This window comes from Sandarakinorhabdus sp. (assembly GCF_032115815.1).
Classification (GTDB): Bacteria; Pseudomonadota; Alphaproteobacteria; order Sphingomonadales; family Sphingomonadaceae; genus Sandarakinorhabdus.
In genome coordinates this window covers 1-22,883 of the sequence record NZ_JAUMBI010000087.1, presented here as the reverse complement: position 1 = coordinate 22,883, position 22,883 = coordinate 1, and the positions used below count along the sequence as shown (strand labels likewise).

General features: G+C 65.4%; 25 protein-coding genes, 1 tRNA gene and 1 pseudogene. 12 read left to right on the top strand and 15 right to left on the bottom strand.

Annotation, left to right across the window (positions count from 1 at the left end; all coding sequences use genetic code 11):
• Positions 1–1,166, bottom strand: a 1,166-nt coding sequence (locus RT662_RS05335; protein ID WP_313669672.1) for a sulfatase-like hydrolase/transferase, incomplete at its 3' end; no start/stop codon positions are given.
• Positions 1,167–1,433: 267 nt separating this feature from the next.
• Here RT662_RS05335 and RT662_RS05330 point away from each other — a divergent pair.
• Positions 1,434–2,696 (top strand): capsular biosynthesis protein, encoded by a 1,263-nt coding sequence (locus RT662_RS05330; protein ID WP_313669671.1) that lies wholly within the window; start codon positions 1,434–1,436, stop codon positions 2,694–2,696.
• Between the two features lie 14 nt (positions 2,697–2,710).
• Here the strand turns inward: RT662_RS05330 and RT662_RS05325 are convergent, their stop codons facing one another.
• The 13 genes from RT662_RS05325 to flgB all read right to left on the bottom strand — a co-directional run bounded on the left by RT662_RS05325 (position 2,711) and on the right by flgB (position 13,413).
• Positions 2,711–3,652 (bottom strand): flagellar motor protein MotB, encoded by a 942-nt coding sequence (locus RT662_RS05325; protein ID WP_313669670.1) that lies wholly within the window; start codon positions 3,650–3,652, stop codon positions 2,711–2,713.
• Between the two features lie 10 nt (positions 3,653–3,662).
• A complete protein-coding gene (gene motA / locus RT662_RS05320) occupies positions 3,663–4,529 on the bottom strand; it encodes a flagellar motor stator protein MotA (RefSeq protein ID WP_313669669.1) in 867 nt (288 codons plus the stop codon).
• 84 nt (positions 4,530–4,613) lie between these two features.
• Positions 4,614–5,585, bottom strand: coding sequence for a flagellin (locus tag RT662_RS05315; RefSeq protein WP_313669668.1), 972 nt, complete (start codon positions 5,583–5,585; stop codon positions 4,614–4,616).
• A complete protein-coding gene (locus tag RT662_RS05310; protein WP_313669667.1) occupies positions 5,582–7,459 on the bottom strand; it encodes a FlgK family flagellar hook-associated protein in 1,878 nt (625 codons plus the stop codon). The genes RT662_RS05315 and RT662_RS05310 overlap by 4 nt, the downstream gene beginning before the upstream one ends.
• On the bottom strand, positions 7,456–7,713 hold the full coding sequence (locus tag RT662_RS05305; RefSeq protein WP_313669666.1) for a rod-binding protein: 258 nt from the start codon (positions 7,711–7,713) through the stop codon (positions 7,456–7,458). Before RT662_RS05305 ends, RT662_RS05310 begins: the two co-directional genes overlap by 4 nt.
• Positions 7,713–8,801: a flagellar basal body P-ring protein FlgI gene (locus tag RT662_RS05300; protein ID WP_313669665.1), complete on the bottom strand. Its 1,089-nt coding sequence runs from the start codon at positions 8,799–8,801 to the stop codon at positions 7,713–7,715. The genes RT662_RS05305 and RT662_RS05300 overlap by 1 nt, the downstream gene beginning before the upstream one ends.
• On the bottom strand, positions 8,801–9,481 hold the full coding sequence (locus RT662_RS05295; protein WP_313669664.1) for a flagellar basal body L-ring protein FlgH: 681 nt from the start codon (positions 9,479–9,481) through the stop codon (positions 8,801–8,803). The genes RT662_RS05300 and RT662_RS05295 overlap by 1 nt, the downstream gene beginning before the upstream one ends.
• Positions 9,474–10,259 carry a flagellar basal-body rod protein FlgG gene (flgG, locus tag RT662_RS05290; RefSeq protein ID WP_313669663.1) on the bottom strand — a complete coding sequence of 262 codons (786 nt, stop codon included), beginning with the start codon at positions 10,257–10,259 and terminating at the stop codon, positions 9,474–9,476. Before flgG ends, RT662_RS05295 begins: the two co-directional genes overlap by 8 nt.
• 11 nt (positions 10,260–10,270) lie before the next feature.
• Complete coding sequence (locus RT662_RS05285; protein ID WP_313669662.1) at positions 10,271–11,029, bottom strand: flagellar hook-basal body complex protein; 759 nt, start codon at positions 11,027–11,029, stop codon at positions 10,271–10,273.
• A gap of 6 nt (positions 11,030–11,035) precedes the next feature.
• On the bottom strand, positions 11,036–12,331 hold the full coding sequence (locus RT662_RS05280) for a flagellar hook protein FlgE (RefSeq protein ID WP_313669661.1): 1,296 nt from the start codon (positions 12,329–12,331) through the stop codon (positions 11,036–11,038).
• Positions 12,332–12,344: 13 nt separating this feature from the next.
• Positions 12,345–12,632 (bottom strand): flagellar hook capping FlgD N-terminal domain-containing protein, encoded by a 288-nt coding sequence (locus RT662_RS05275; RefSeq protein WP_313669660.1) that lies wholly within the window; start codon positions 12,630–12,632, stop codon positions 12,345–12,347.
• A complete protein-coding gene (gene flgC / locus RT662_RS05270) occupies positions 12,629–13,039 on the bottom strand; it encodes a flagellar basal body rod protein FlgC (protein WP_313669659.1) in 411 nt (136 codons plus the stop codon). Before flgC ends, RT662_RS05275 begins: the two co-directional genes overlap by 4 nt.
• Complete coding sequence (gene flgB, locus RT662_RS05265) at positions 13,039–13,413, bottom strand: flagellar basal body rod protein FlgB (RefSeq protein ID WP_313669658.1); 375 nt, start codon at positions 13,411–13,413, stop codon at positions 13,039–13,041. Before flgB ends, flgC begins: the two co-directional genes overlap by 1 nt.
• A 236-nt stretch (positions 13,414–13,649) precedes the next feature.
• Here flgB and RT662_RS05260 point away from each other — a divergent pair, with 236 nt between their 5' ends.
• From RT662_RS05260 to RT662_RS05230, 7 genes are all read left to right on the top strand, one after another.
• Positions 13,650–14,174, top strand: a complete 525-nt coding sequence (locus RT662_RS05260) for a hypothetical protein (RefSeq protein WP_313669657.1) — start codon at positions 13,650–13,652, stop codon at positions 14,172–14,174.
• Between the two features lie 68 nt (positions 14,175–14,242).
• A complete protein-coding gene (gene flgM / locus RT662_RS05255; protein WP_313669656.1) occupies positions 14,243–14,554 on the top strand; it encodes a flagellar biosynthesis anti-sigma factor FlgM in 312 nt (103 codons plus the stop codon).
• Positions 14,551–14,877 (top strand): hypothetical protein, encoded by a 327-nt coding sequence (locus RT662_RS05250; protein ID WP_313669655.1) that lies wholly within the window; start codon positions 14,551–14,553, stop codon positions 14,875–14,877. Before flgM ends, RT662_RS05250 begins: the two co-directional genes overlap by 4 nt.
• Positions 14,878–14,963: 86 nt before the next feature.
• Complete coding sequence (locus RT662_RS05245; RefSeq protein WP_313669654.1) at positions 14,964–15,470, top strand: transglycosylase SLT domain-containing protein; 507 nt, start codon at positions 14,964–14,966, stop codon at positions 15,468–15,470.
• A 46-nt stretch (positions 15,471–15,516) separates the two neighbouring features.
• On the top strand, positions 15,517–17,613 hold the full coding sequence (gene flhA / locus RT662_RS05240) for a flagellar biosynthesis protein FlhA (protein ID WP_313669653.1): 2,097 nt from the start codon (positions 15,517–15,519) through the stop codon (positions 17,611–17,613).
• Positions 17,613–18,353 carry a FliA/WhiG family RNA polymerase sigma factor gene (locus RT662_RS05235; RefSeq protein ID WP_313669652.1) on the top strand — a complete coding sequence of 247 codons (741 nt, stop codon included), beginning with the start codon at positions 17,613–17,615 and terminating at the stop codon, positions 18,351–18,353. Before flhA ends, RT662_RS05235 begins: the two co-directional genes overlap by 1 nt.
• Before the next feature lie 41 nt (positions 18,354–18,394).
• A complete protein-coding gene (locus RT662_RS05230; protein WP_313669651.1) occupies positions 18,395–19,219 on the top strand; it encodes a CoA ester lyase in 825 nt (274 codons plus the stop codon).
• On the opposite strand, the gene RT662_RS05225 is transcribed toward RT662_RS05230, so the two are convergent.
• Complete coding sequence (locus RT662_RS05225) at positions 19,216–20,253, bottom strand: serine endopeptidase (RefSeq protein WP_313669650.1); 1,038 nt, start codon at positions 20,251–20,253, stop codon at positions 19,216–19,218. The genes RT662_RS05230 and RT662_RS05225 overlap by 4 nt on opposite strands.
• A 126-nt stretch (positions 20,254–20,379) precedes the next feature.
• On the opposite strand from RT662_RS05225, the gene RT662_RS05220 reads away from it, so the two are divergent.
• From RT662_RS05220 to RT662_RS05210, 4 genes and pseudogenes are all read left to right on the top strand, one after another.
• Positions 20,380–20,454 (top strand) — tRNA-Gln (locus RT662_RS05220).
• Between the two features lie 106 nt (positions 20,455–20,560).
• A pseudogene (locus tag RT662_RS16215) lies at positions 20,561–20,740 on the top strand (DUF6538 domain-containing protein); the annotation flags it as partial.
• A 21-nt stretch (positions 20,741–20,761) separates the two neighbouring features.
• Positions 20,762–22,279 carry a site-specific integrase gene (locus RT662_RS05215; RefSeq protein WP_313669649.1) on the top strand — a complete coding sequence of 506 codons (1,518 nt, stop codon included), beginning with the start codon at positions 20,762–20,764 and terminating at the stop codon, positions 22,277–22,279.
• Between the two features lie 260 nt (positions 22,280–22,539).
• Positions 22,540–22,773 (top strand): hypothetical protein, encoded by a 234-nt coding sequence (locus RT662_RS05210; protein ID WP_313669648.1) that lies wholly within the window; start codon positions 22,540–22,542, stop codon positions 22,771–22,773.
• Positions 22,774–22,883: the final 110 nt, after the last annotated feature.

Here is a 22,883-nt window from a genome sequence, read left to right as displayed (position 1 = left end):
CCGTCGGCCGGCCACGGACCATGATTCTCGATGGTGACAGCATGGATCAGCGTGGGGCCAGCGGCGGCGCGGGCGCGGTCCATGATCACATCGGCAATGGCGGCATCGGTCACATAGCGATGTTCCCCCTTGGAAGGCATCACAAAGGCGTCTGGCCCGACCAGTTCGGCAAAGCCGGCCGCCGGCATGATGATATCGCGGCTGTAGAAGCCCAGATCATGCGGGTGAACGAACAGGCTGCGCCAGCCAGCGCGGGCCAGGCGGGCGGGCAGGGCGTGACTGGCCTCGCCCAGGGCGGTGAGGAAGGGATCAAAACGGCGAAAACCCAGCACATCCTCGTCGCGGCCGAAGATCACGCCATATTCGGTGCGGTTGGTATAGGCGCCAAAGCCCGACACCAGCAGCCGGCCCTGCACCCAGGCATCGCTCCGTGCCGCGGCCAGGCAGGGCAGGGCCAGCGCAGCATCGCCGAACAGTTCGGACGGATCGGCAAAGCTTTCGCACTGCACCACCACCACCAGTTCAGCGCCGGTGGGGGCCGACAGGGATGATGAGCAGGGCGCCGGGTCAGCGCTGGCGCGCCAGCGCCACCAATAGAGCAACAGGCTGGCCAGCAGGCCATGGCGGGCCAGATCGGCGCGGGCATCGGGCACCAGCGCCAGCCCGCGCCACGGCGGCAGCATCAGGCTGATCCGGATCATCAGCAGCGCGGCCACCAGCACCGCCAATCCGGCCAGATGCGGCAGGACAGCGGCCACGAACAGCCAGGCCAGCAGCGCCAGCAGGCCGGCAGCGCCGGCCACCAGGGCCGCCAGTTGCCATTGCTGCAAGGCCGAAAGATAGAATTGCGGGTGGCGGAACACGGCGGCCACCAGCGCCAGATCGGAAAACACCAGGGGTTCGCCCAGCATGGCGTTCTTGGCATTGGAAACCAGTGCCAGCATGGCCACCAGCCCCAGTGCCACCAGTGCCGACACCATCGCGTTGCCGCTGAGCGCCTGCACCAGGCCAGCAACTGCCAGCACGATCCACAGATGCAGCCATACGCCGGCGAAACTGCGCCGGCGGCGCTCGCGCACCAGTGCATCTGCCAGCAGCGATGCTGCCAGCAACAGGCCAAAGATCAGGCCAAGGCTCAACGAGGTGCGACCCATCGTGTCTTTCATATGGCGATTGCTGGGGCGCAACCGTGCAAGGGTGGCTCCATAGCGGGGGATTACGGCCCTGTCATTATGCCTGTGTTCATCCACGCCGGGCAAAAGGAACCGGGTTTGGGTTGGACGAAAACAGGCGGTTCCAAGAATGATGTGCGGGGCAACAGGCATGGCCATGATCGACGCGCACCAGCGTGAGCGGCTGGCCTGTCGACAGGAACCATCATCTGGCTGTAAGGCCTTTGGCTCAGCTGAGCGGGACCGCCCTTGATGCCTGACATGACCAGCCCCGCGCCCGGCGAAGCAATGAGCCCGTTGCTGTTGGCTGCGCCGCGCAGCGTGTTGTTGCTGCAGGGACTGATGGGGCCGTTGTTCCGCCGCCTGGGCCAGGGGCTGATCCGCGCCGGCCACCGCGTGCACAAGGTGAATTTCAACGGCGGTGATCGCGCCACGTGGAATCTGCCCGGCGGCATCGATTATCGTGGCACCAAGGCCGATTGGCCCGATGCCCTGCGCGGCCTGATCCGCCAGTTCGCAGTGACCGATGTGATGCTGTTCGGCGATTGTCGCGATTATCACATGGCCGCCCGCGACGTATGCCGCGAGCTAAGCGTGCGCGTGCATGTGTTCGAAGAAGGCTATGTGCGCCCGGATTGGGTGACGATGGAAGAAGGCGGCGTGAACGGCCATTCGAGCCTGCCGCGCGACCCCGAATATTATCGTCGCACCGCTGCGCTGCTGCCGCCGGTGCCGCCGCACAGCCGTGTGATGTCGTCCTTTCGTCGCCGCGCATTGCAAGGCCTGGCCTATAATGCCGCCGACTTGTTCAGCCGCTGGCATTATCCGCATTGGGACAATCACCGCCCCTGGCACCCACTGGTAGAAGGCATGGGCTGGGCCCGCAAATTGTGGCGCAAGCGCGAACGCGAAGCCGCCGGGCAGGCGCTGCTCACTCGGCTGGAACAATCAGCCGCACCCTATTTCCTGTTTCCGCTACAACTGGACAGCGACGCCCAGATCCGCATCCATTCACCCTTCGTGGGCATTGCCGATGCGATGAAAACCGTGATCCAGTCCTTCGCCGCCCATGCCCCGGCGGGTGTGCGGCTGGTGGTGAAGGAACATCCGCTCGATAACGGCGTGCGCAATTGGGAACAGGTTGCTGTCGATATCGCCACCAAGTTCAAGGTGGCCGACAGGATCGATTATCTGGTGGGCGGCGATATCGAAGCGATCAGTGCAAGCTCCCGCGGCATGGTGACGATCAACAGCACGACCGGCACGCTGGGCCTGGCCATGGGCCTGCCGGTGGCGGTGCTGGGCGATGCCATCTACGACATGGCGGATGTCACCTTTCAGGGCGAACTGGATGATTTCTGGCAGCGCCCGACGCCGCCCGATGCCGAAACCTTCGCCGCCTGGCGCCGCGTGCTGATCGAACGTTGCCTGATCCCAGGCGGCTTCTTCTCCGATGAGGCGCTGGACAAGGTGGTGAGCCACGCCATCGCCCGCTTCGAAGGCCGCCCGCTGGCACCAGAGTGATTAGCCCCAACTGATCAACTGTTATCCTGATACAGCAGGGTCACGCTGATCCGCCGGTTGCGCGGATCGGCTGGTTTGTCTTTCACATAGGGATCAGTATCGGCCACGCCCTCGATGCGGCGGAAGCGGCTGCCGGGGATGCCGGCGCCCATCAGCAGGCGCCGCGTGGCGTCGGCGCGCGCAGTCGAAAGGCTCCAGTTCGACGCGCCGTCCTTCCGGCTGAAGCCCAGCGCATCGGTGTGGCCGCGTACGGTCAACGCGTTGGGCATGTCTTCAATCGCGTGCGCCACCGTCTGCACCAGTTCGCCGGCCGCGGATGTGGGGGCCGAGGTGCCCAGGCTGAACATCGAAAAATCGGCGCGCTCCACCATGTCGATGCGCAGGCCATCGCGGGTCTTCACGAAGCGCACCTGGCCTTTCAGGCCCTTCAACGTGGGATCGGCTTCAAGCTTTGCCATGACGCGCTGGGCCGCCTTGTCCAGCGCCGCATCATCGCGGGCACGCGCGGCGGCCCGAGCGTCATCCTCACCAGGCTTGGCGGTCTTGCCGCTGCTGCCCTGCGCCTGGCCCTGCTGGCCCGAAGCTGCGCTGCTGCCTTCGCCAACACCGGGTTTGGCGGCCACGCTGTCGCTGCCAGCGGCGGTTACCGGGCGCTTGCCGGTGGTTTCGGGACGAATGGAGGACCCATCCGGCGCCGTCACGGCACGGCCGCCGAACAGCCCGTTGGAACCGCCGCTGTTCTGCATCTGGATCACGGTGGGGGTGAAATAATCCGCAATGCCCTTCCTTTGCTGCTCGTTCGTCGCGCCCAGAATCCACAGCAGCATGAAGAACGCCATCATCGCGGTGACGAAATCGGCATAGGCGATCTTCCATGCACCGCCATGGTGCGCGTGGGCGTGGCTCTTCACTTTCTTTATAACGACTTCCGGCTCGATATTCGGTTCATGCTTCATGGCAGGCCGCTCACTTTGCCGACCGCATGCCGTCGAAAATCTCGCTGAAGCTGGGCTGATGGGTGGGGCTGATCGCGGTGCGCGCCGCTTCGATCACCAACGGCTGCGGCTGGCCTTTCAGCGTGGCGATGATCACCCGGCGAACCACCAGATAAATCTCGCTATCCTCGTCGATCACCGCCTTCAATCGCGCCGAAAGCGGCCCGACGATGCCGTAACTGAGCAACACCCCCAGAAACGTGCCGACCAACGCCGAGCCGACCATCGCGCCCAGGATGGCCGGCGGCTGATCGATGCTGCCCATCGTCTTGATCACGCCCAGCACGGCCGCGACGATGCCCAGCGCCGGCAGCGCGTCCGACATGGTCTGCAATCGCTCCACCGGTTTCAGGGCGGCGTGGTGGTGGGTATCGATATGGGTTTCGATGACTTCATCGACGGCGTTGGGTGACAGCGTGCCGGTGGACACCACCAGCAGCCGGATCGAATCCGTTACCAGGCTGATGAAGAAATGATCGCCGGCAAACTGTGGATATTCGGCAAAGATGCTCGATGATTTCGGGTCTTCGATATGGGGTTCCACCGCGGTTGGCCCTTCGGTGCGGAACAGGCGCATCAACCGCGCCGTCAGGAAGATCGCCGCGCCATAGTCCGCCTTCTTGTACTTGGGGCCTTTCACCACCTTACCAAGGCCGCCGCCCATCTCCTTGATTCCCTTGATATCGGTTGCCACCAAAGTGGCGCCGGCGGCGGCACCGCCGATGATCAGGAATTCATGCGGCAGGGCGTGCAGCACCGGCCCCAGGCTGCCGCCGGTGATGGCAAAACCGCCAAACACCATGACGATGAGCACGACAAGGCCGATGATGGACAGCATGCAGGGGCCGGCTCCGGGGGTTGAGGGGTTCCCCCGGATTACGGCCCGTTCAGAACGGACTTAATCGCTGCCGTGTTGGAATCCTTAGCGGATATCGTCCCACAGGCTCAATCGCGACACCCGCGCGAAACTGGCCTGCGCCGCTTCCAGCACCACCGACAGGCGGTCGAGCCGGGCAATGGCCTCGGTCATGTCGGTGTCCTCCAGCTTCGACAGGCTGGATTTCAATTCCAGCTGGCTGCGGTCCAGACGGTCGGTTTCCGCCTCCAGCCGCGCCGCCCGCGCGCCGAGCAGTGCCTGGGCGCCGGCCAGCCCGCCGATATGATTGTCCATGGCGGCAATCGCCTCGTCCATCGCCGCAGCGAAGAACAGCGGGCGGGGCTCCTCCAAACTATCGGCCAGATGCGCCAGACTGTCGAAGAAATTGCGTTGGCGCGGTGGCGGCGGCACTTCTGGATCGGGCGGCGGCGCCAGCGGGTCAACGGGCGGCAGCGGCTCGGTCACGCCAAAGGCTTCCGGCCCGGTGATGCCGGCGGCGATGCGGCGGCCCACAGTGGCGACTTCCGGCGGCACGCCCAGCCCGGCCCACACGGCCAGTCCTTCGGCATCATCGGCATAGCTGGGCGCCACACCAACCCCGGAAAACAGCGCCTCGCCATCGGCGCCGCGTGTCTCCGCCAGCCCGCGCGCGGCGGCCAGCAACTCGCGCACCTCCAGTGCCAACACCTTGCGATCGCTGGCGTTGAGCGCGCCGTTGCGGCCAGACAATGCCAGTTCCTTGGCGCGCGCGGCGAGATCGGCAATGCCGGCGAGCGCCACTTCGCTGGCCGACAGCCGCGCGCTGGCCGCATCCATGGCCTCGCGCTGTACCTCGGCACCCTGGTTGGCGCGGCGCAGCGTGGCGATGCGGGCAAAGGCGATGGCATCGTCGCCGGGCTTCTGCAGCTTTTTCCCGGTGCTGATCTGTTCCTGCACAACCGCCAATTGTTCGGATAGCCCCTTCAGGCGGCGAACGGCGGCATCATGGCCCACCCGGGCGGACAGCGGCGGGATCATCGGGCCAGCCCAAGAATCTGATCGAACAGATCACGCGCCACGCCGATCACCTGGGCATTGGCGCGATAGGCGGCCTGCAGCCGGGTCAGTTCGGCGGCTTCGCGTTCCAGATCGACGGCAGAGACCGCATCATTGGCGCGGGCGGCATCTTCCTTCAGGCTGGCAGCAGCGGCTTCCAAGCGCTTGGTATCGCTCACATTCGCGCCGATGCTGGCCAGATCGCCATCCAGCACGGCCTCGATCGTGCCATTGGGGCCGGGTTGGGCGCGCAGACGGCCCAGATCGAGCAGATTGCGATTGTCCTGCGACCCCGGCGGGGTGGGCGCGATGCGGAACAGGTCGCCCTCTGCGGCATCGGCAGGGATGCGGAACCGCACGCCCGGCCCTTCGATCAGGCTGCCATCGGCGGGCACGGTGGCGAGGAGATTGACGCCGGTGGGATCGCGGATCTCGGCCAGCCCGCCGGCAATGACCGTGACGTGCCAGGGTGGCGGCGTGGTGTCGCCACCGGGCAGGGCGAGCGCGGTCGCATCGTCAAATATCCCCGGCAGGCCACGTGCGGTGTTGGTGGGCACGCCGTCAATCTGCCAGCGCGCGGCGGCGGCTACCTCGGCAGGCTGCAAGGGGCGCAACGAAAGGCCCTGCGCGCCGGTCAGCGGCTCGATCGTCCACTGATCACCGCTCACCCAGCCATTACCGATGGTGACGGTCAGCCCGTCGAGCAGCAGCGGCGATGTGCCGGTGATGCTGGCGCTGTTGTCCGTCCGCGCCAGGGTGAAGCCGCCGGCTTCGGCAATCAGGCGATAGCCGCCGGGAAAGGGGGTCGCTCCGTCGGCCAGTGTTACATCGACTGGCGCTTGCCCGGCATTGGCCTTGCCCACGGTGGTGCGGGTCGCGGTGGTGGCAAACAGCGCCTGGCCGGGCTGGCCGTTCGCATCAATGCCGCGCTGGTGCCAATCATTGACCAGGGTGGCGAAACTGCCGGCGCTGCCATCCAGTGCGGCGCGGGCGCGGATGATCTGGCCACTGGCTTCCAACAGGCCCGACAAGCGCCCCGACGCCGGCAGCCGCAACGGCACCGGTTCATGATCGGGATCAAGCAGCACCGATTGGCCATCAGGCGCGACGCCGATGCGGCTGCTGTTGCCGGCCTTTGGCACCAGCAGCACCGCTGACGGTCCGGAACCGAGCTTGACCTCGACCACACCGCGCTCACCCTCGCTCACGCTGATCCGGACTTCATTGGCGAGATCAGCCAGCAGCCGGTCGCGGTTGTCGAGCAGGCCGGCCGCCGCGACATCACCATCATCGCCGCGCCGCAGTTGATCGTTCACCTTTGCCAGCGCGGCGGCAAGATCGTTGACGCGGCGGGTGGAAAGCCGGGCTTCGGCGCGGATATCGCCTTCCAGCTGCTCCAGATCGCGGCCATGGCCCGCGAACGCCGCAGCGGCATCTTCGGCAGCATCAAGGAACACGGCGCGCGCCGCAGGCTGGGTGGGGGCGGCGGCGAGTCGCGTCGCGGCATCGAAGAAGGCACCCACGCGGCCCACCACATCGGCGGTGCTGGCCAGCGATTCCAGCCTTTGCAGCCAGTCCAGCCGGGCGCCCAGCCTTGCCTGATCACCGCTCGCGATGCGGGCGGCATTGGCTTTCAGCGCATCAACATCGCGCACCAGCGCGGCAGCGCGTACGCCGGCCCCGCTCAACGACGCGCGCTGGAACGGCCCGCCGCTCCCCGTGGGCTGCGTGGCCAGCACGATGCGGCGGCGGACGAAACCCGGCGTATCGGCATTGGCGACATTGTCACCAGTGGCGTTGAGTGCGTTCTGGAATGCCAGCACGCCGGAGCGGCCGAGCGAGAGCAGGTCCATCATTTTCCGGCCTCCTTCGCCAGCAATTGCGCCAGACCGAGCGGCGCTGCAGCAGCGATGGCGCGACCGCGCTGATCATCGATCATGTCGCGTATCTGATCATTGTTGCCCAGCATGTCGTCGCCCAGCTTCGCCGCCCGCGCCGTCTTCAGCAGCTGAGTGACGAGCAGGGCTTCGAAATCCTGTCCGGCTCTTCGCGCGGCTTTCACCTCTTCAGGCTGGCGCACGATGGGCATCGTGACGGGCTTGATCTCCATCAGATCACCACCAGTTCCGCCCGCAGTGCGCCGGCGGCCTTCAGGGCTTCGAGGATGGCGACAAGATCGCCCGGCGCGGCACCCAGCGCGTTCACGGCATCGATGATCTCGCCCAGCTTTGCCCCCGGCGCGAACAGGTTCATGCGGGTCTGGGCCTCGCCGGCTTCCACGGTGGATTGCTGCGCCACCACCGTCTGGCCGCGCCCGAACGGGCCGGGCTGGCTGGCCTGTTGATTCTCCGTCACCCGCACCGTCAGGTTCCCGTGGGCCACGGCGGCGGGCAGGATGCGCACTTCCCCTGAAATCACCACCGTGCCGGTGCGGGCGTTGACGATCACCTTGGCGGCCGGCGGCTGCAATGTGACGTCGAGCGCCTCCACCCGGGCAGCCAGCGCGATGCGGCTTGCCGGTGCATCGGGCGCATTGATGGCGATGCGGATGCCGTCTTCGGCGCGCGCCGCCTCGCCGCCGATATTGCGATTGATGGCATCGGCCACCGATTTTGCCGCCGAGAAATCCGGTTCGTTGAGATCAAGGAACAAGGGCCCGCTGCCGGTGAACGGCGAGGCGACGGCGCGTTCGATGATGCCGCCCGACGGCACGCGGCCGGTGGCCGGCGTACCGACCACAATGCGGCTGCCGTCGCGGCCTTCCGCGCCGAAGCCGCCGACGGCCAGCGATCCTTGCGCCAGCGCATAAATCTCGCCGTCCGGCCCCTGCAAGGCCGTCAACAGCAAGGTGCCGCCGCGCAAGCTCTTGGCCTGGCCCAGCGCCGCCACGGTCACGTCCAGCCGCTGGCCGGGTTTGGCAAAGGGCGCCAGTTCCGCCGTCACGATCACTGCGGCAGCATTGCGCAACTGCGGGTTCACACCCGGCGGCAGCAGCACGCCCAGCCGGGCGGTGGCGGATTTCAGCGACTGGATGGTGAATTCCAGATTCTGATCGCCGGTGCCCGTCAGGCCCACCACGATGCCATAGCCAGTGAGTGCGTTTGCCCGCACACCGGAAAAGCGCGCGATGTCCTTCACCCGTTCGGCACTGGCCGGGCTGTTGAGCAGCAGGAGCAGCAGGAGCAGCAGGATGCGCATCACAGCGGTGCAATCTTGGCAAAGAAGCGCGCCAGCCAGCCCTGGCGGCTGTTGTCCGCCACCTGGCCGGTGCCGCCAAAGCGGATGCGCGCATCGGCGACGCGGGTGGAGGGCACGACATTGTCGAACCCCAGATCATCCACCCGCACCAGGCCGGTGAGCTGCAGATGCTCTTCACCGCGATTGAGCATCAGTCGCTTCTCGCCCGCGATGCGCAGCACGCCGCCGGGCAGCACTTCGGCCACGGTCACGGTGATTTCGCCAAACAATTCATTGTTCTGCTCAGCCGTACCGCTGCCCTTGAAGCTTTGCGCCGATCCGCCCTGCGTCGCCTGATTGAGGCTGTTGGCAAAGGGAATGACCGGCGGGAAACGCAGCGCGTTGTCGCTATCGCGCCCGGATTCGGCACTGGCCGATTTGCTGGCGCGGGTGCGCTCCACCAGCCGGATGGTGATGAGATCGCCCACGCGTCGCGCCCGCCGATCGGTGACGAGTCCGGCAAAATTCTGCGCGTTGAACAGGCTGCCGGTGGCGATCAGCGGCGACACCGGCACGGCGACGATGGCTGGCGGGATCGGCTTCAGCTTCTTCGCCAACGCCGGCTGCGCGACGAAGAACAGGATCGCCGACGCCAGCAGCCAGCAGGCCAGTGACAGCTGCGCCGATTGCCGCTCAGACATTCTGCACCACGTAACGGCTCATCTCGTCGGCCGCGTTGATCACCTTGGCGTTGATTTCATAGGCGCGCTGCGTCTCGATCATGTCCACCAGCTCCTGTACGGTGGACACGTTCGATCCTTCCAGCATGCCCTGCCGGATGCTGCCCATCCCGGCCTGGCCCGCCACGCCCAGTGTGGGCGGCCCCGATCCGGCGGTTTCGCGATAGAGATTGTCCCCCACCGGCATCAGCCCGGCCGGGTTCAGGAACCGTGTCAGCTGCAACTGCCCCACTTCCACCGGCGCGGCCTGGCCAGCAACGGCGGCGGTCACGATGCCATCGGGCGAGATGGTGATCTGCTGCGCGCCATCCGGGATGGTGAGCGGCTGCGCCAATCTGAGGCCGGATGCCGTCACCATTTCGCCATTGGCCGAAAGCTTGAAGCCGCCATCACGGGTATAGCCCACCGTACCATCGGCCAGTTGCACGGCAAAGAAACCGGCGCCGTCAATCGCCAAATCCAGCGCATTGTCCGTCGTCTGCAACGTGCCCTGGCTGTGCATGCGTTCGGTGCCCACCACGCGCACGCCGGTGCCGGTGCCCAGCCCGGTGGCATATTGCGTGTCCGCCCCGCTCGCGGCGCCGGGATTGCGATCATCCTGATACATCAGGCTGGCAAAGCTCGCCCGATCCTTCTTGAAACCGGTGGTCGAAACGTTGGCGAGGTTGTTCGAAATCGTCTTCATGCGCTGGTCGAGCGCATCCAGCCCCGAACGGGCAATCTGCAAGGCGGTCGTCATCGCAAATCCCTTCAGTTGTCCAAGCGCATCAACCGCGCGCCCTGTTCGTCCATGTCCTGCGCCAGCCTGATCAGCCGGGCATTCACCTCGAACCCGCGCTGTTCCTCCACCAGTTCCACCAGCGCCTCGGTGGCGGTCACGTTGGCGCTTTCCAGCGCACCGCTTTCCACGCGCGCGGCGGGATCGCGGGGCAGGGGCTCTTCCGGCAGGAACAGGCCATCGCCGGCCTTGTCGCGCCCGGTGAGCCCGCTGCCGTCCACCAGTTTCAGCTGCCCCACCTCGGTTGGCCCATCGGGCAGCAAGGCGCTGATCCGGCCATCCTGCGCGATGGTGAGCGCCGCGCCGGGCGGCACCGAAATCGGCGCATTGTTCGCCCCCAGCACCACCCGGCCATCGCCGTTCGTCAGCAGGCCGGTCGCCGACACCGAAAGGTCGCCGCGCCGCGTGTAACCTTGCCTAACCTCGCCGCCGATCACCGGCCCCTGCACGGCCAGCCAGCTCTTCGCCGACAATGCCACGTCCAGCCCGCGCCCCGTCGCCTGCACCTTGCCCGGCACCGCCGGCGTGGCGAGGCTGGGCGAACCCACCTGTGCCCGTGCTTCCCACGCCCCATCTGCAGCGCGGGCGGCGTCCAGATAGCGGCCTTCCTGCGCCACGATATCGCGGCGGAAGCCGGGGACCGATGCGTTGGCGAGATTGTTGGCGGTCACCACAGCCTCGCGCGCCCGGGCGTTCAGGCCGGTCAATGCGGTATAGATCAGCCGGTCCATCGCTCATCAGTTCCGCAGGTTGATGATGGTTTGCATCAACTGGTTGTCGGTCTCGATCGCCTTTGCGCTGGCCTGGAAATTGCGCTGCGCCGCGATCAGGTTGACCAGTTCGGTGGTGAGATCGACATTCGACCGCTCGATATTGCCCGACAATATGGTGCCGATGCCGTTGCGGCCGCCTTCACCCATCAGCGGCTCGCCCGATTGCGGCGTCACCACCCAGCTGGCATCGCCGGTCTGTTTCAGTCCTTGCGGGTTGGAGAAATTGGCCAGAGCCACCTTGCCCAGAACCTGCACTTCGCCATTGGAAAAACTGGCGCGCACCAGGCCGTCGGGTTCCACCGAAACGCTTTCCAGCTGCCCCGATGCCACGCCATCCTGTTCGATCAGGGCAACGCTGAACGGGCCGGCCTGCTGAACGGTGGCGGTGCCATGATCAACGGCCAGCGCCATGGCGCCAGCGCCGGTATCGGGCGTGAAGGCATCGAACACGAACGGCGTGGTGGGGTTGGTCAGATTGCCGTTGACGTCGAATTCCATGGGGATGCCGGGCGTGCCGGCCACGTTCAGTTCCTGGTTGCCCACGAAGGCCCGCGCCGTCCAGCGGTGGAACGGGTCGCCAACCGTCGGCACACTGTCCTTCACATAATAGATGGTCGCGGCCAGTGGATTGCCCAAGCTGTCGAACACCGTCACCGATGTGCTGGCGTTGAAGGTGGCGGGATCATTGCGATCGAACACATAGGGATTTTGCGCCGTGTAGATCGGCCGATCGGCAATGATCGGCGCATCGGCCGGCAGATTGGCGGTCAGGCGAATCTCGGTGCTGGCCTGCGGTGCGCCGCTGTTCAGCGGCAGGCGGGCCGGCGCGGTGCTGGCCAGCGTGGTCGATTGCAGCGCGCCATCTGTGGTGGTGGGGAACAATTGCAGCGTGCGGCCCTGGTTATCCACCACGAAGCGTTCCGGCGTTACGCCAAAGCTGCCGGCGCGGGTGAAATGCGTCTGCACGCCGCCGGCGCCGGATTTCACCACAAAGAAGCCCGGCCCCGCCAGCGCCATGTCCAGCGCGCTGGTGCTGGTTTCGGTTGGCCCTTGCTGGAACTGCTGGGTGATGGCCCGCACCGTGGTGCCGGAACCCACGATGCGGTTGGGGTTCTGCAGCGCCGATGTGGAAATGATGTCGCCAAAGGCCACGCGGCTGCGCTTGAAGCCACTGGTGCCAACGTTGGCGATATTGTTGGCGATGGTCGCCATCTCGGTCTGCGCGCCGGTGAGGCCGGAGTATGCGGTATAGAAAGCCATGCAACAGATTCCTTCAGTTTGACGCTTCGGGAGGGGAAACTTGTGCGATCAGCTGATCCAGCCGCGCGATCACCGCATCCAGCTTCGTGTTGGTGGCGCTGCCGCCCTCCACTTGCGCAAACATCGCCATCTGCTGGACATATTGGAAGTTATCGACCGGCTTGGTCGGATCCTGGTTCTGCAACTGCGCGGTGAGCAGGCGAAGGAAATCGCCCTGATCCAGCGTGGATTTTGGCGCTTTGGCGGTGGTCGGCTGCGCGACCGGCAGCCCGGCGGGCAGGGCGGGATCAACGCTGCTCATTTGCCGATCCGCAGTGTTTCGAGCATCAGGCCGCGGGCCGTGCTCATCACTTCGACATTGTTGGCATAGGCGCGGGCGGTTTCGACCATTTCGACCATCTCCTGGTTGGGATCAACGGCGGCGGCCCACACATGCCCGGTGGCGTCCGCCAGCGGGTGATTGGGATCGAGCTTCTTTTCCGGCGTGCCGGTGCGGGCCATGCGCGCCACATCCACGGTGGCGGCCGGGCCATCGAAGCTAGCGCTGAACACCGGTTTCAGCGCGCGATAGGCGCCCTGTTCGCTGCCGGCGATGGTGCCGGCGTTGGCGAGGTTGGAGGCGATGGCGTTCATCCGCACCAACTGCGCGGCCATGGCGCGGCCGGAAATGTCGAAAGTGCTGAGGCCCGAGGGGTTGATGGGTTTCATCATTCACCGCCCTTCAGCGCGCTCATGATCGTCTGGATGCGGCTGGTGAGAAACCCGAGCGAAGCGCGATATTTCACGGCGTTTTCAGCAAAGGCTGCCTGTTCGGTGGCCATCTCCACCGTGTTGCCATCCAGGCTGGGCACCAGCGCGGCGCGATACTTGATGTCGCCGTTCAGTTGATTGGCCATCACCGCGCCAAAGCCTGAAGACTGCGCCGCCTGCAATCGGGCCAGCGCGCCATCGGCATCCAGATCTCGCGCCTTGAAACCGGGAGTGGCAGCGTTGGCGATATTGCCGGCGATCACGTCCAGCCGCTGCGCCCTGAGGCGAAGGGCGTCGGCAGAGAGACCAAGGGCGGTGTCGAGCATCGTCATGCCCCCTGCTCAGCAACAAGCATGCCAAAGCCGGGCAACGAAGGTGAAGGGGGGGGCGGCCCGGGGTTGCGGCAAGGGCTTGCCGGGGGGAGCGGCAAGGGCTTGCCGGCCCCGGGCCGGCGAAAGGCGCACTGCGTATGGGGGGTCTGCAGTTGGCGCGCTTCTTGCTGGCTGTGGGGGGCACCGTTCGGGGGACTCCACGGTGTTTGCCAACCAGCATCAGGAACAACGGTCCCATGCGCCAGATGTTTAAATCGCCTTCCGTTCGCCACATCCTGTTGGGGCTGGCCGGGCTGGGCGCGTTGATCGCCGCCCGCCCGGCGCCCACTCAGACTCTGGCGCAGGCATTGCACGATGTCGCCGCACTGAAGGCGCAGGTGCAGGGCTTCGCCGGCGGCGCACCCGCGCGGATCGATCCGCGCCTGGTGGTGCCGCGCTGCCTGGCCCCGGCGCTGAGTTGGGCCCGCGCCGACGTGGTGCGCGCCGACTGCGCCAGCCCGGCGTGGACGCTGTATGTCCCGATCGATCAGCCCTTTGCCCTCGGCTCAGCACCGGGTGCGCTGCCACAGGCGCGGGCGCGGCCGGCCATCTGGCGCGGTGAACGCGTGCTGGTCGAAGCCGGCGGGCAGGGCTGGGCCGTGAGCATCGAGGCCGAAGCCGAACGCGACGCCGATGGCAACCGCATTGCGCTGAAGGGCCCGGCCGGCCGCCGCTTCACCGGACGGATCGAGGAGGGCGGCAAGGTCGTGCTCGCGCGGTGACTTAAGCTGCATGGTGAACGGCCGTTAAGTGCGTTGGGCCCTTCGAGACGGGCGGAAAGGACGAGGTAATGATTGATGGCATTTCAGGGGGCGGCGGCCCCATCAGGGCTCCGATTGGCCAGCGCCGCGCGCCGACGGAAACCACGGTGCAGACCACGGCGGCCGATCCGGCGCGCGGCGTGCGCCGGAACCTGCCCGGCAACGATATAGCGCCCGCGCGCACCGGCCGCTCTGCGCTGGTCGCCGATCTGGCCAAGGCGCCACCGGTGAACGCCGCGCGCGTCGCCGAACTGAAGGCGCAGATCGAGGCCGGCCGCTATCCGCTCGATCCGCTGCGCATCGCTGATGCCATGCTGAAGCTGGATCGTGGCCGGCCATGAGTGCAGCCGATGATCTGGCGCAGGCGCTGGTTGCGGCCATCCGCAGCGAGCTGGACGCGCTGGACGCCGAAGATGCCGATGCCATTCTGGCCGCCAGTGACGCCAAGGCCAGGGCGCTGGCCGATCTTTCGGCCGCCATTGCCGGCGGCGCGCCGCCGCCGCGCCCGCTGCTCGAAGAAGCGCGGGATCTGAACACCCAGGCGATCTTGAAAAGCCGGGCCAAGCTGATCAGCGTTGAAAAGCGCCTCGCCGCGCTGCGCCCCGGGCCGGCGATTCCGCGGCCGGAACCTGTCACCTACGGCCGCAACGGGCGCTGGGCCTGAGCGGTGTTGGGGGGCAACATCCAATATGGTGCAATCGGGCAGGGCAGCTTGGCCCTGCTGGCACGCGCCTTGCTTGGGGTTGGGGCATGACCCAGGCCCCAAACCTTATCGGCGCCTTTCCCCGCGCCACCGGAAGCGCTGCCGTTGTTGATGCCATCAGCAATGCCGCCAACCGCACCGGCGTCGATTTTTCCTACCTGCTGGCCAACGCCCGCGCTGAATCCGGGCTTGATCCGATGGCCCGCGCCCGCACCTCGTCGGCCAGCGGCCTGTTCCAGTTCACCGATGCCACCTGGCTCGCCACAATTGCCCGCCACGGCGAAAAGCACGGCCTGGGCTGGGCGGCTGACGCACTGAAGAGCGGCGCGAACGGGGCGGTGAAGCAAACGATCCTGTCCCTGCGCCAAAACGCCGATGTCGCCGCCACCATGGCCGCCGAGTTCACCCGCGACAACGCCGCGAAGCTGGAGGGCGCGCTGGGCCGCGCCGCCGGATCAGCCGATCTCTATCTTGCCGCCTACACTGGCCGGCAGCGGCCGGCAGCACCTTGCCACCTGCCGGCAGCGCTTTGCCGCAAAATGACCCGGCTCTGACCGCAGCGCGGGCCCGGATGGCCTATCTCGTGCTGGCAGCCATGTCATGAACGCGCTCGCCCTCGATCCCCGCAACTGGAGCGCGCGCACCACGCTGCTGCCCGCCGCGATCCTCATCCTGGTCGCGCTGATGGTTGTGCCCCTGCCGGCCATCCTGCTCGATCTGTTCTTCATCACCAACATCGCGGTGGCACTGATCGTGCTGATGGTGGCCATCAACATCCGTCAACCACTTGATTTCTCGGCGTTCCCAACGGTTTTGCTCTACGCCACGCTGCTGCGCCTGGCCTTGAATGTCGCCTCCACCCGCGTCGTGCTGGTCCATGGCCACGAAGGCACGGCGGCAGCCGGCCATGTCATTGAAGCCTTTGGCACTTTTCTCGTCGGCGGCGATTATGTCGTCGGCCTTTTCGTCTTCGCCGTGCTGATGATTATCAACATTGTCGTCATCACCAAGGGCGCCGGCCGCGTCTCCGAAGTCGCCGCTCGTTTCACCCTCGATGCCTTGCCTGGCAAGCAGATGGCCATCGATGCCGATCTGAACGCCGGCCAGATCACCGCCGACGAAGCCCGCGCCCGCCGCCTCGAAGTGACAACCGAAGCTGACTTCCATGGCGCCATGGATGGCTCCTCCAAGTTCGTGAAGGGCGATGCCGTCGCCGGCGTTTTGATCCTTGCAATCAATGTCATAGGCGGTCTCATCCTGGGCACTGTCTCCCACGATCTGTCGCTGTCGGACGCGGCCCGCACTTACCTGCTGCTTGCCGTGGGAGATGGCCTCGTCGCCCAGGTGCCGGCGCTTCTGCTCTCCATCGCTGCCGCCATGGTGGTGACGCGGGTGGGCAAGGAGACCGACCTTGCCGGCCAGGTGGGGCTGCAACTGGGCCAGACAGCGCCATGGCTGCCGGTAGGCATCATCCTGGCATTGTTAGGTCTTTTGCCTGGCATGCCGCTGCTGATCATCGCACCGGCGGCCGGTTTTGCCTTCTGGCTCGCCCTCAAGAAGCGCCCGGCGCCGGAGATCCCGGCCGAAACCGCCGCTGCTGAAGCAGCCCGGGATGATGCCCGTATCGAGTGGGCCGAAGTTGCCGAGAGCGCACCGGCCAGCATCGATATCGGTTTTGGCCTGGTGCCACTGGTGGAGGAGGCGCGCGGCGCGCCGATGATGGCGCGGATCACCGCTGTTCGCCGCCAACTGTCTAAGAATCTTGGCTTTGTGCTACCGCAGGTGAGGGTGCGCGATGATTTGGCGCTGCCGCCCTTCCGCTATCGCATCACCTTGGCCGGTGTCGTGGTGGGCGAGGATGAGGCCTATCCCGATGATGTGCTGGCGATCGAGGCCGGACCGATTGCCACCCCTATTCCGGGCCGGGAAGCCGCTGATCCGGCCTTCGGTATTCCGGCACGCTGGATCGATCCTGCCGAAGCCGATCTCGCCGAAGCCGCCGGCTATACCGTGGTTGATCCGGCCGCCGTGGTCGGCACCCACCTCAACCAGTTGCTTATGGCCCACGCCCACCGCCTGCTCGGGCAAGACGAGGTGCAGGCACTGCTCGACACGCTGGCGGAAACGGCGCCGGCGCTGGCAGGTGCGCTCACGCCGAAGTTGCTGAGCGTCGCGGTGGTCACCCAGATGCTGCAACGCCTTCTGGAGGAGGGCATCTCGATCCGCGACCTGCGCTCCATCGCCAGCGCCTTGGTCGCCGTCGCTCCCAAAAGCCAGGAACCTGCGGAACTGGCCGAACTTATTCGCCCGGCGCTGGGCGCCGCGTTGGTGCAGGAACTCGCTGGTGTGAAGGCCCCGCTGGCCGCTGTCGCGCTCGATCCCGGCCTCGAAACCCTGCTTGTTCAGGCGGTGCGCGCCAATCCGGGCGCCGCCCACCCGTTTGACCCAGCGCTTGTCACCCGTATGGCCGAAGCCGTGGCGGCGGCCACCCGTTCCCTGATGAACGAAGGCCGGCGCTTTGCCATCGTCACGGTACCGCAAGTGCGCCGCCCGCTTTGGCAGTTGCTGCGTGCCCGGCTGCCCGGCCTGCCTGTGCTCGCCTTTCCCGACATCCCCGATGATCGCGATGTGGAGGTGCTGGCCGTGATTGGCGCTGCGCAGCCCGCACGCGCCCCCACCCCCGAAGGAGACGCCTGATGGACGCCCGGCTTGGCCTTGATCCTGCCCTCTATGCCCCGGCGCGGCTTGCGCAGGTCGATCCGGAACGGCTGATTTCCAGCCATCTGCAGCTGGTTCGGCGCATCGCCTGGCACGTTCATGCTCGCGTATCGTCAGCCATCGATGTCGAGGATCTGGTGCAGATCGGCATGATTGCGCTGATCGAGGCGGCGGGCAGCTTCGAGGATCGCGGCCATGCCGCCTTTGCCACTTACGCCAGCGTGCGCGTGCGGGGTTCAATGATCGATCAGCTCCGCAAAGGCGCCACACTCGTTCGCTCCGCCATGCGCCGCAAGCGCGAGTGGGGGCAGGTCCGCGCCCGCCTTGAAGGCCAATTGGGCCGTACCGCCACCGACGAGGAAATGGCCGCCGCGCTTGAATTGCCGCTGCCAGACTATCGCGCCGCCTTGGCGCAAACCCATGCCGCGCAGTCCGAAAGCCTTGATGATGTCTATTCCGATCACAGCCAGTGGTTTGCCAGCGACGATCCCGATGCGCATGACTGCCTCGAACAGGATCGCCGCCGTCGCGCCATCGCTGCCGCCATCGCCACCTTGCCGGAACGTGAAGCGCAGGTGTTGCAGCTCTATTTCGTCGAAGAGTTGAATCTGGAGGAGATCGGCGAGGTGCTCGGCGTCGGCGCTGCGCGGATCTGCCAGATCAAGAAGGCGGCGCTCACCAAGTTGCGCGGACAGCTGACGGGCTGGGCTGACGATTAGACCTGTTGCGTAGGCGGCAGCGCTTTGGCAGCGTGCCGGCCATGGATATGACCCGCCTGCGCTCGTTGCTTTACCTGCCCGCCAACCGCGCCAGTGCCATCGCCAAGGCGCGCACCTTGGCCGCTGATGCGGTCATCCTCGATCTGGAAGATGCGGTGCAGCCGGACGCCAAGGTCGATGCCCGCGCTGCTGCCGTGGCGGCTGCGCTGGAGGGCGGTTGGGGCGATCGGGCGCTTTTCCTGCGAGTGAACGGCATCGGCACGCCCTGGCATCGCGATGACATGGCCGCGGCGCATGTCGATGGCTTTGCCGGCATCGTGGTGCCAAAAGTGGATACGGCCGCCGAAGCCGCCGACTTGGTGAAGCGTGCCGGCGGGCGGCCGGTGTTGGCGATGATCGAAACGCCGGCAGGTGTGCTCAACGCCGCCGCCATTGCCGCCACGCCGGGCGTAACCGGTCTGATTGCCGGCATGGCCGATCTGGCCAAGGCGTTGAATTGCGGCGTTGATGCGAACCGCACGCCCTTGCTCTATAGCCTGTCCGCCATCGTGCTGGCCGCCCGCGCTGCCGGGGTCGCGTGCTTTGATGGCGTGTGTACCGAGTATCGCAACGAAGCCGCGTTCCGGGTCGAAGCCGGGCAGGGCAAGTTGCTGGGCTTTGACGGCAAAACGCTGATTCACCCCATCCAGGTCGATCCCTGTAACGCGGTCTTTTCGCCTTCAGCCGATGAGGTGGCCCACGCCCGGGCGATGATTGCCGCCTATGAAGCTGCACTTTCGGTCGGACGCGGCGTGGCCACACTCGACGGCCAGATGGTGGAAATCCTCCACGTCGAACAGGCACGGCGACTGCTGGCGCGGGCCTAGGCCGCCTCGGCCTTCGCCCCGCACTTGTGGCAGAAGGGTGAGAAGGTGCCCTTGCGGGCGCTGCAGCTGTGGCAGCGCTCATACAGGCCGATGCCGCAGTGCGGGCAGAAATCAATGTCGGGGTTTTTCAGGTCCACCGGCCGTTCGCAGCCGGGGCAGACGCCCTTGGCCAGCCGGGCCAGCGCTTGATCATAGGCCAGATCCTGTCGGCGCATGGTTTCGGGCTGTGCTTCGGCCAGTTTCTGCCGCTCCAGATATTTGTTCAGCTCGATGATCGCCCAGCGACCGACCAGAAGCGTGATGATGATCCCCACCGAATAGCGGACATAGCCGCCATAGCTGGGCAGATAGGGCACCAGTTCCACGAAAAACGTGAATAGCGCGAAGAAGATGAAGCCCCAGGCGAACGGCCACCAGCGGCTCTTGCGGGCCTTCATGAACAGCCAGCCGGCGATGGCCAGCAAGGGGAGCGTGACTGCCAGGCGATAGAGAAACACGCGCAGTTCCGATGCCTGCAACGCATTATGCATTCTGGCCTGCGCCGCGTCGCGCAGCGGCACCATCGCGGCTTCGGCGCGCTGTTCGGCCTGCTGCGCGTCTAGCAGTTTCTGCCGTTCCGCTTCACTGGCGCGGCTGGCGGCGGTTTCGCTGGCCTTCAGCGCATCCAGCGCGCTGGTGCGGGCACGCAATTCGGCATCCTGATCGGCGCGACCGGTGGCCTGGCGTGTTGCCACCCAGTTGTCGAACGTGGCGCGGGCGGCTTCATATTCCTTCAGTGCGCCGGTGCGCTTCAACTCGGCCTGGTCCAGTGCGGCTTCCGCCGCTAGGCGATTGTTGCGCGCTGCATCCTGTTGCTGCTGCAGCGCTTCGGCCGCAGGGTCCATGAATTGCTGGAGGGAGAGTTCCGCCTCCACCTGCGGCAGGTCACCGACCACGGCATTGCCCAATCCAATCAGGAAGAAGGCAAATACCAGAGAAATCAGCCACAGCGCCCGCACGAACCATTTTTCGGAAAGGCGGATGGCGTTGTTCATGGCCGCGATGCTGACGTGGCGTCGACAGCCTGTCAAACAGCCACCGCGTGGGGATTGCGGCAAAGAAGGGCTTGGCAAAGCGCGTGCGATTGCCTAACCGGCTGATCGCTCAGTCACATGGGCTGTTGGGGCGTCGCCAAGCGGTAAGGCACCGGTTTTTGGTACCGGCATTCCCAGGTTCGAATCCTGGCGCCCCAGCCAACTTTCCTTCCAAGATATTGATAAGTAAGGAAAGCTGTTCCCATTTCGGGGGCTTGGCTGGGACTCTGTTACAGTGGACTGTAACAGAAGGGTGCAAATCGCAGGCATGCGGGCGGTTCCAAACAGCTTCCGGCGGCATGGCGTTTTCTACTTCAGGCGCGCGATTCCGCGCGACCTGAGAGCCCTACTCAACCGCGCCGAGCTGTGCTGTAGTCTCAGGACGTCAGACATCGGGGCAGCCCGTGGCCTGTCCCGATCCCTCTATCTGCGTTCGGAGGAACTGTTTGAAATCGCCAGGTCGTCACCCATGCTGAGCGAAGCCGACCTCGCGCGGATCGTGCAAGAGTTCTACGCACGCGTCCTCGAGCAGGACAACCACTGGCGGCTGGCCAGCGCTGGTCCCTTGGACGAGAGCATGCGGCTGGCGCTCGTGGCCAAGTACTCAGAAGTTGCGGAACGGGCGCGCAGGGACCTCGCCAGCAACAATTTCCTGGCCGTTGACCAGATCGGCAAGGGGATGATCCAGAAGCACGGGCTGTTGGGCAAGCTTGACCGGAAAGATGAGCGGCTGGTCCAGCAAGCCCTACTGCGAGCCGGCATTGACCTCGCCGAGGCGGTTCGTGCTCGATTCGAAGGGGACTTCAATTTCGAGCCGCGCGACAAGCTTCTTAAGGCGGCGATCGAGACTGCAGCGGCGGTGCCGCATCCGCAGCCTGGCATCAATCCGGCTGCTGAACCAAAGCCGCCTCAACCAGACACCGCATTGTTCACGGCGGTGGCGGAGGAGTTTCGCCAAACCCAGGCACGCCTGAAGGTGTGGGAACAGCAGACGGCGCTACAGGCCCGCAAGACCTACCAGCTCTTTGCCGAGATGTGCGGGGACAAGCCCTTGTCGGCTTACACCAAGCAAGACGCGACACGCTTCAAGTCGGTCCTCCTCGAGCTGCCCGACAACTACAGCAAGGCCGTCCAGTATCGCGGCATGACCGCAGAAGAGATTGCCAACGCCACCCGCTCCCAAGACTTGCCGAGAATCAGCCCACGCACGGTCAAACGTCATCTCACGGCAATGTCCGCCCTCTGGGACATTGGGATCCAGAGCGGCGAGCTCTCAGCCAACATCTTCAAAGGGTTCAAGCTCCCGGCACAGAAGCGGGCCCAGGACCAACGGTCCATGTGGACGACCGAGGATCTCGATCGCCTGTTCGCCACGCCAGTCTGGCGGGGCTGCCAGTCCGCTGCGAGGCGCTCCAAGCCAGGCAAGCACATTATCCGTGACGAGAAGTATTGGCTGCCCCTGATCGCGCTCTATTCCGGCATGCGGCAGGAGGAGATCTGCCAGCTGCATGTCGCCGATATCCGCCAGATCGACGGCGTGTGGGTGTTCGACATCAATGCGGCGCCGCCCCGCCAGCTGAAGAACCAAAACGCGGTCAGGCTCGTCCCGGTCCACAAGGAGCTCATTCGGCTGGGCCTTCTTGGCTACGTGGAAGGCCAACGCAAGGCAGGCCATGTCTTGGTCTTCGACCGACTGACGCCTGGCGGCGCGGACAATCGCCTCGGGCACAATTTCACCAAGTGGTTCACCCGCTATCGCCGTGAGGTTGGTCTCTACGAGCCCAAGCTGGACTTCCACTCGTTGCGACACAGCGCAACGACCTTCCTGCAGCGGGCAAAGGTGCCGGTTGCGTTAATCGACGCACTCACCGGTCACAGCACTCCTGGCGAGACGGCGCGCTATAGCAAGGGCTATGAAGTGATTGATCTACAGGAAGCGATCGATAAAATTGATCCAAGATTCAATTCGAGTACTGGACCGCGTTAGAGAATTACTCTGAAGATCTGAATCGCTATGTGGGTTGCGTCAAAATTGACTTGACAACGGCGTCTCGATGCATTAAATTTACAATCGCCACTGCATCTACTGTCTGAACTACTATCTTACTGAAAAACTGCCTAACTATCCTTCCATCTGAATAAAATACTTACTGTCTCTTCCCCCTTTGGGGTGGGTTTTATGAGAGGCGGAAAATGAAATTTGATAAGCTACCAACAGCCGAGCCCAGACCGGGTGACAGTGCTGCCATGCGCGAAGCCATTGAGGAGCTGGAGAGGCAAGGGGTCGATGTGCGACGCCCTCTCGGCAGCCCTTATCAGCTCAAGGTGGCTGCCGACTTGAGCTACTTCCCCGACAAGGGGACCATCTATCAAGACGGCGCCCGAGGGGCCATGCCGGAGCGCGGGTTGCGTTCTCTGATCAAACTGCTGAAAGCAGAAAAGTTCGGCGGGGGCAGTGTTCAGTTGTCGTTGGAGGGCTAAGTGACTTCAATGACCCACCCCTAAGGCGGTTTTGCGAACGATGCCCGAGATCCCCTCCATCGCCGATGTCCAGCGCAAGGCTTCTGCCTCTGCTTTCGGTCAACCACTCG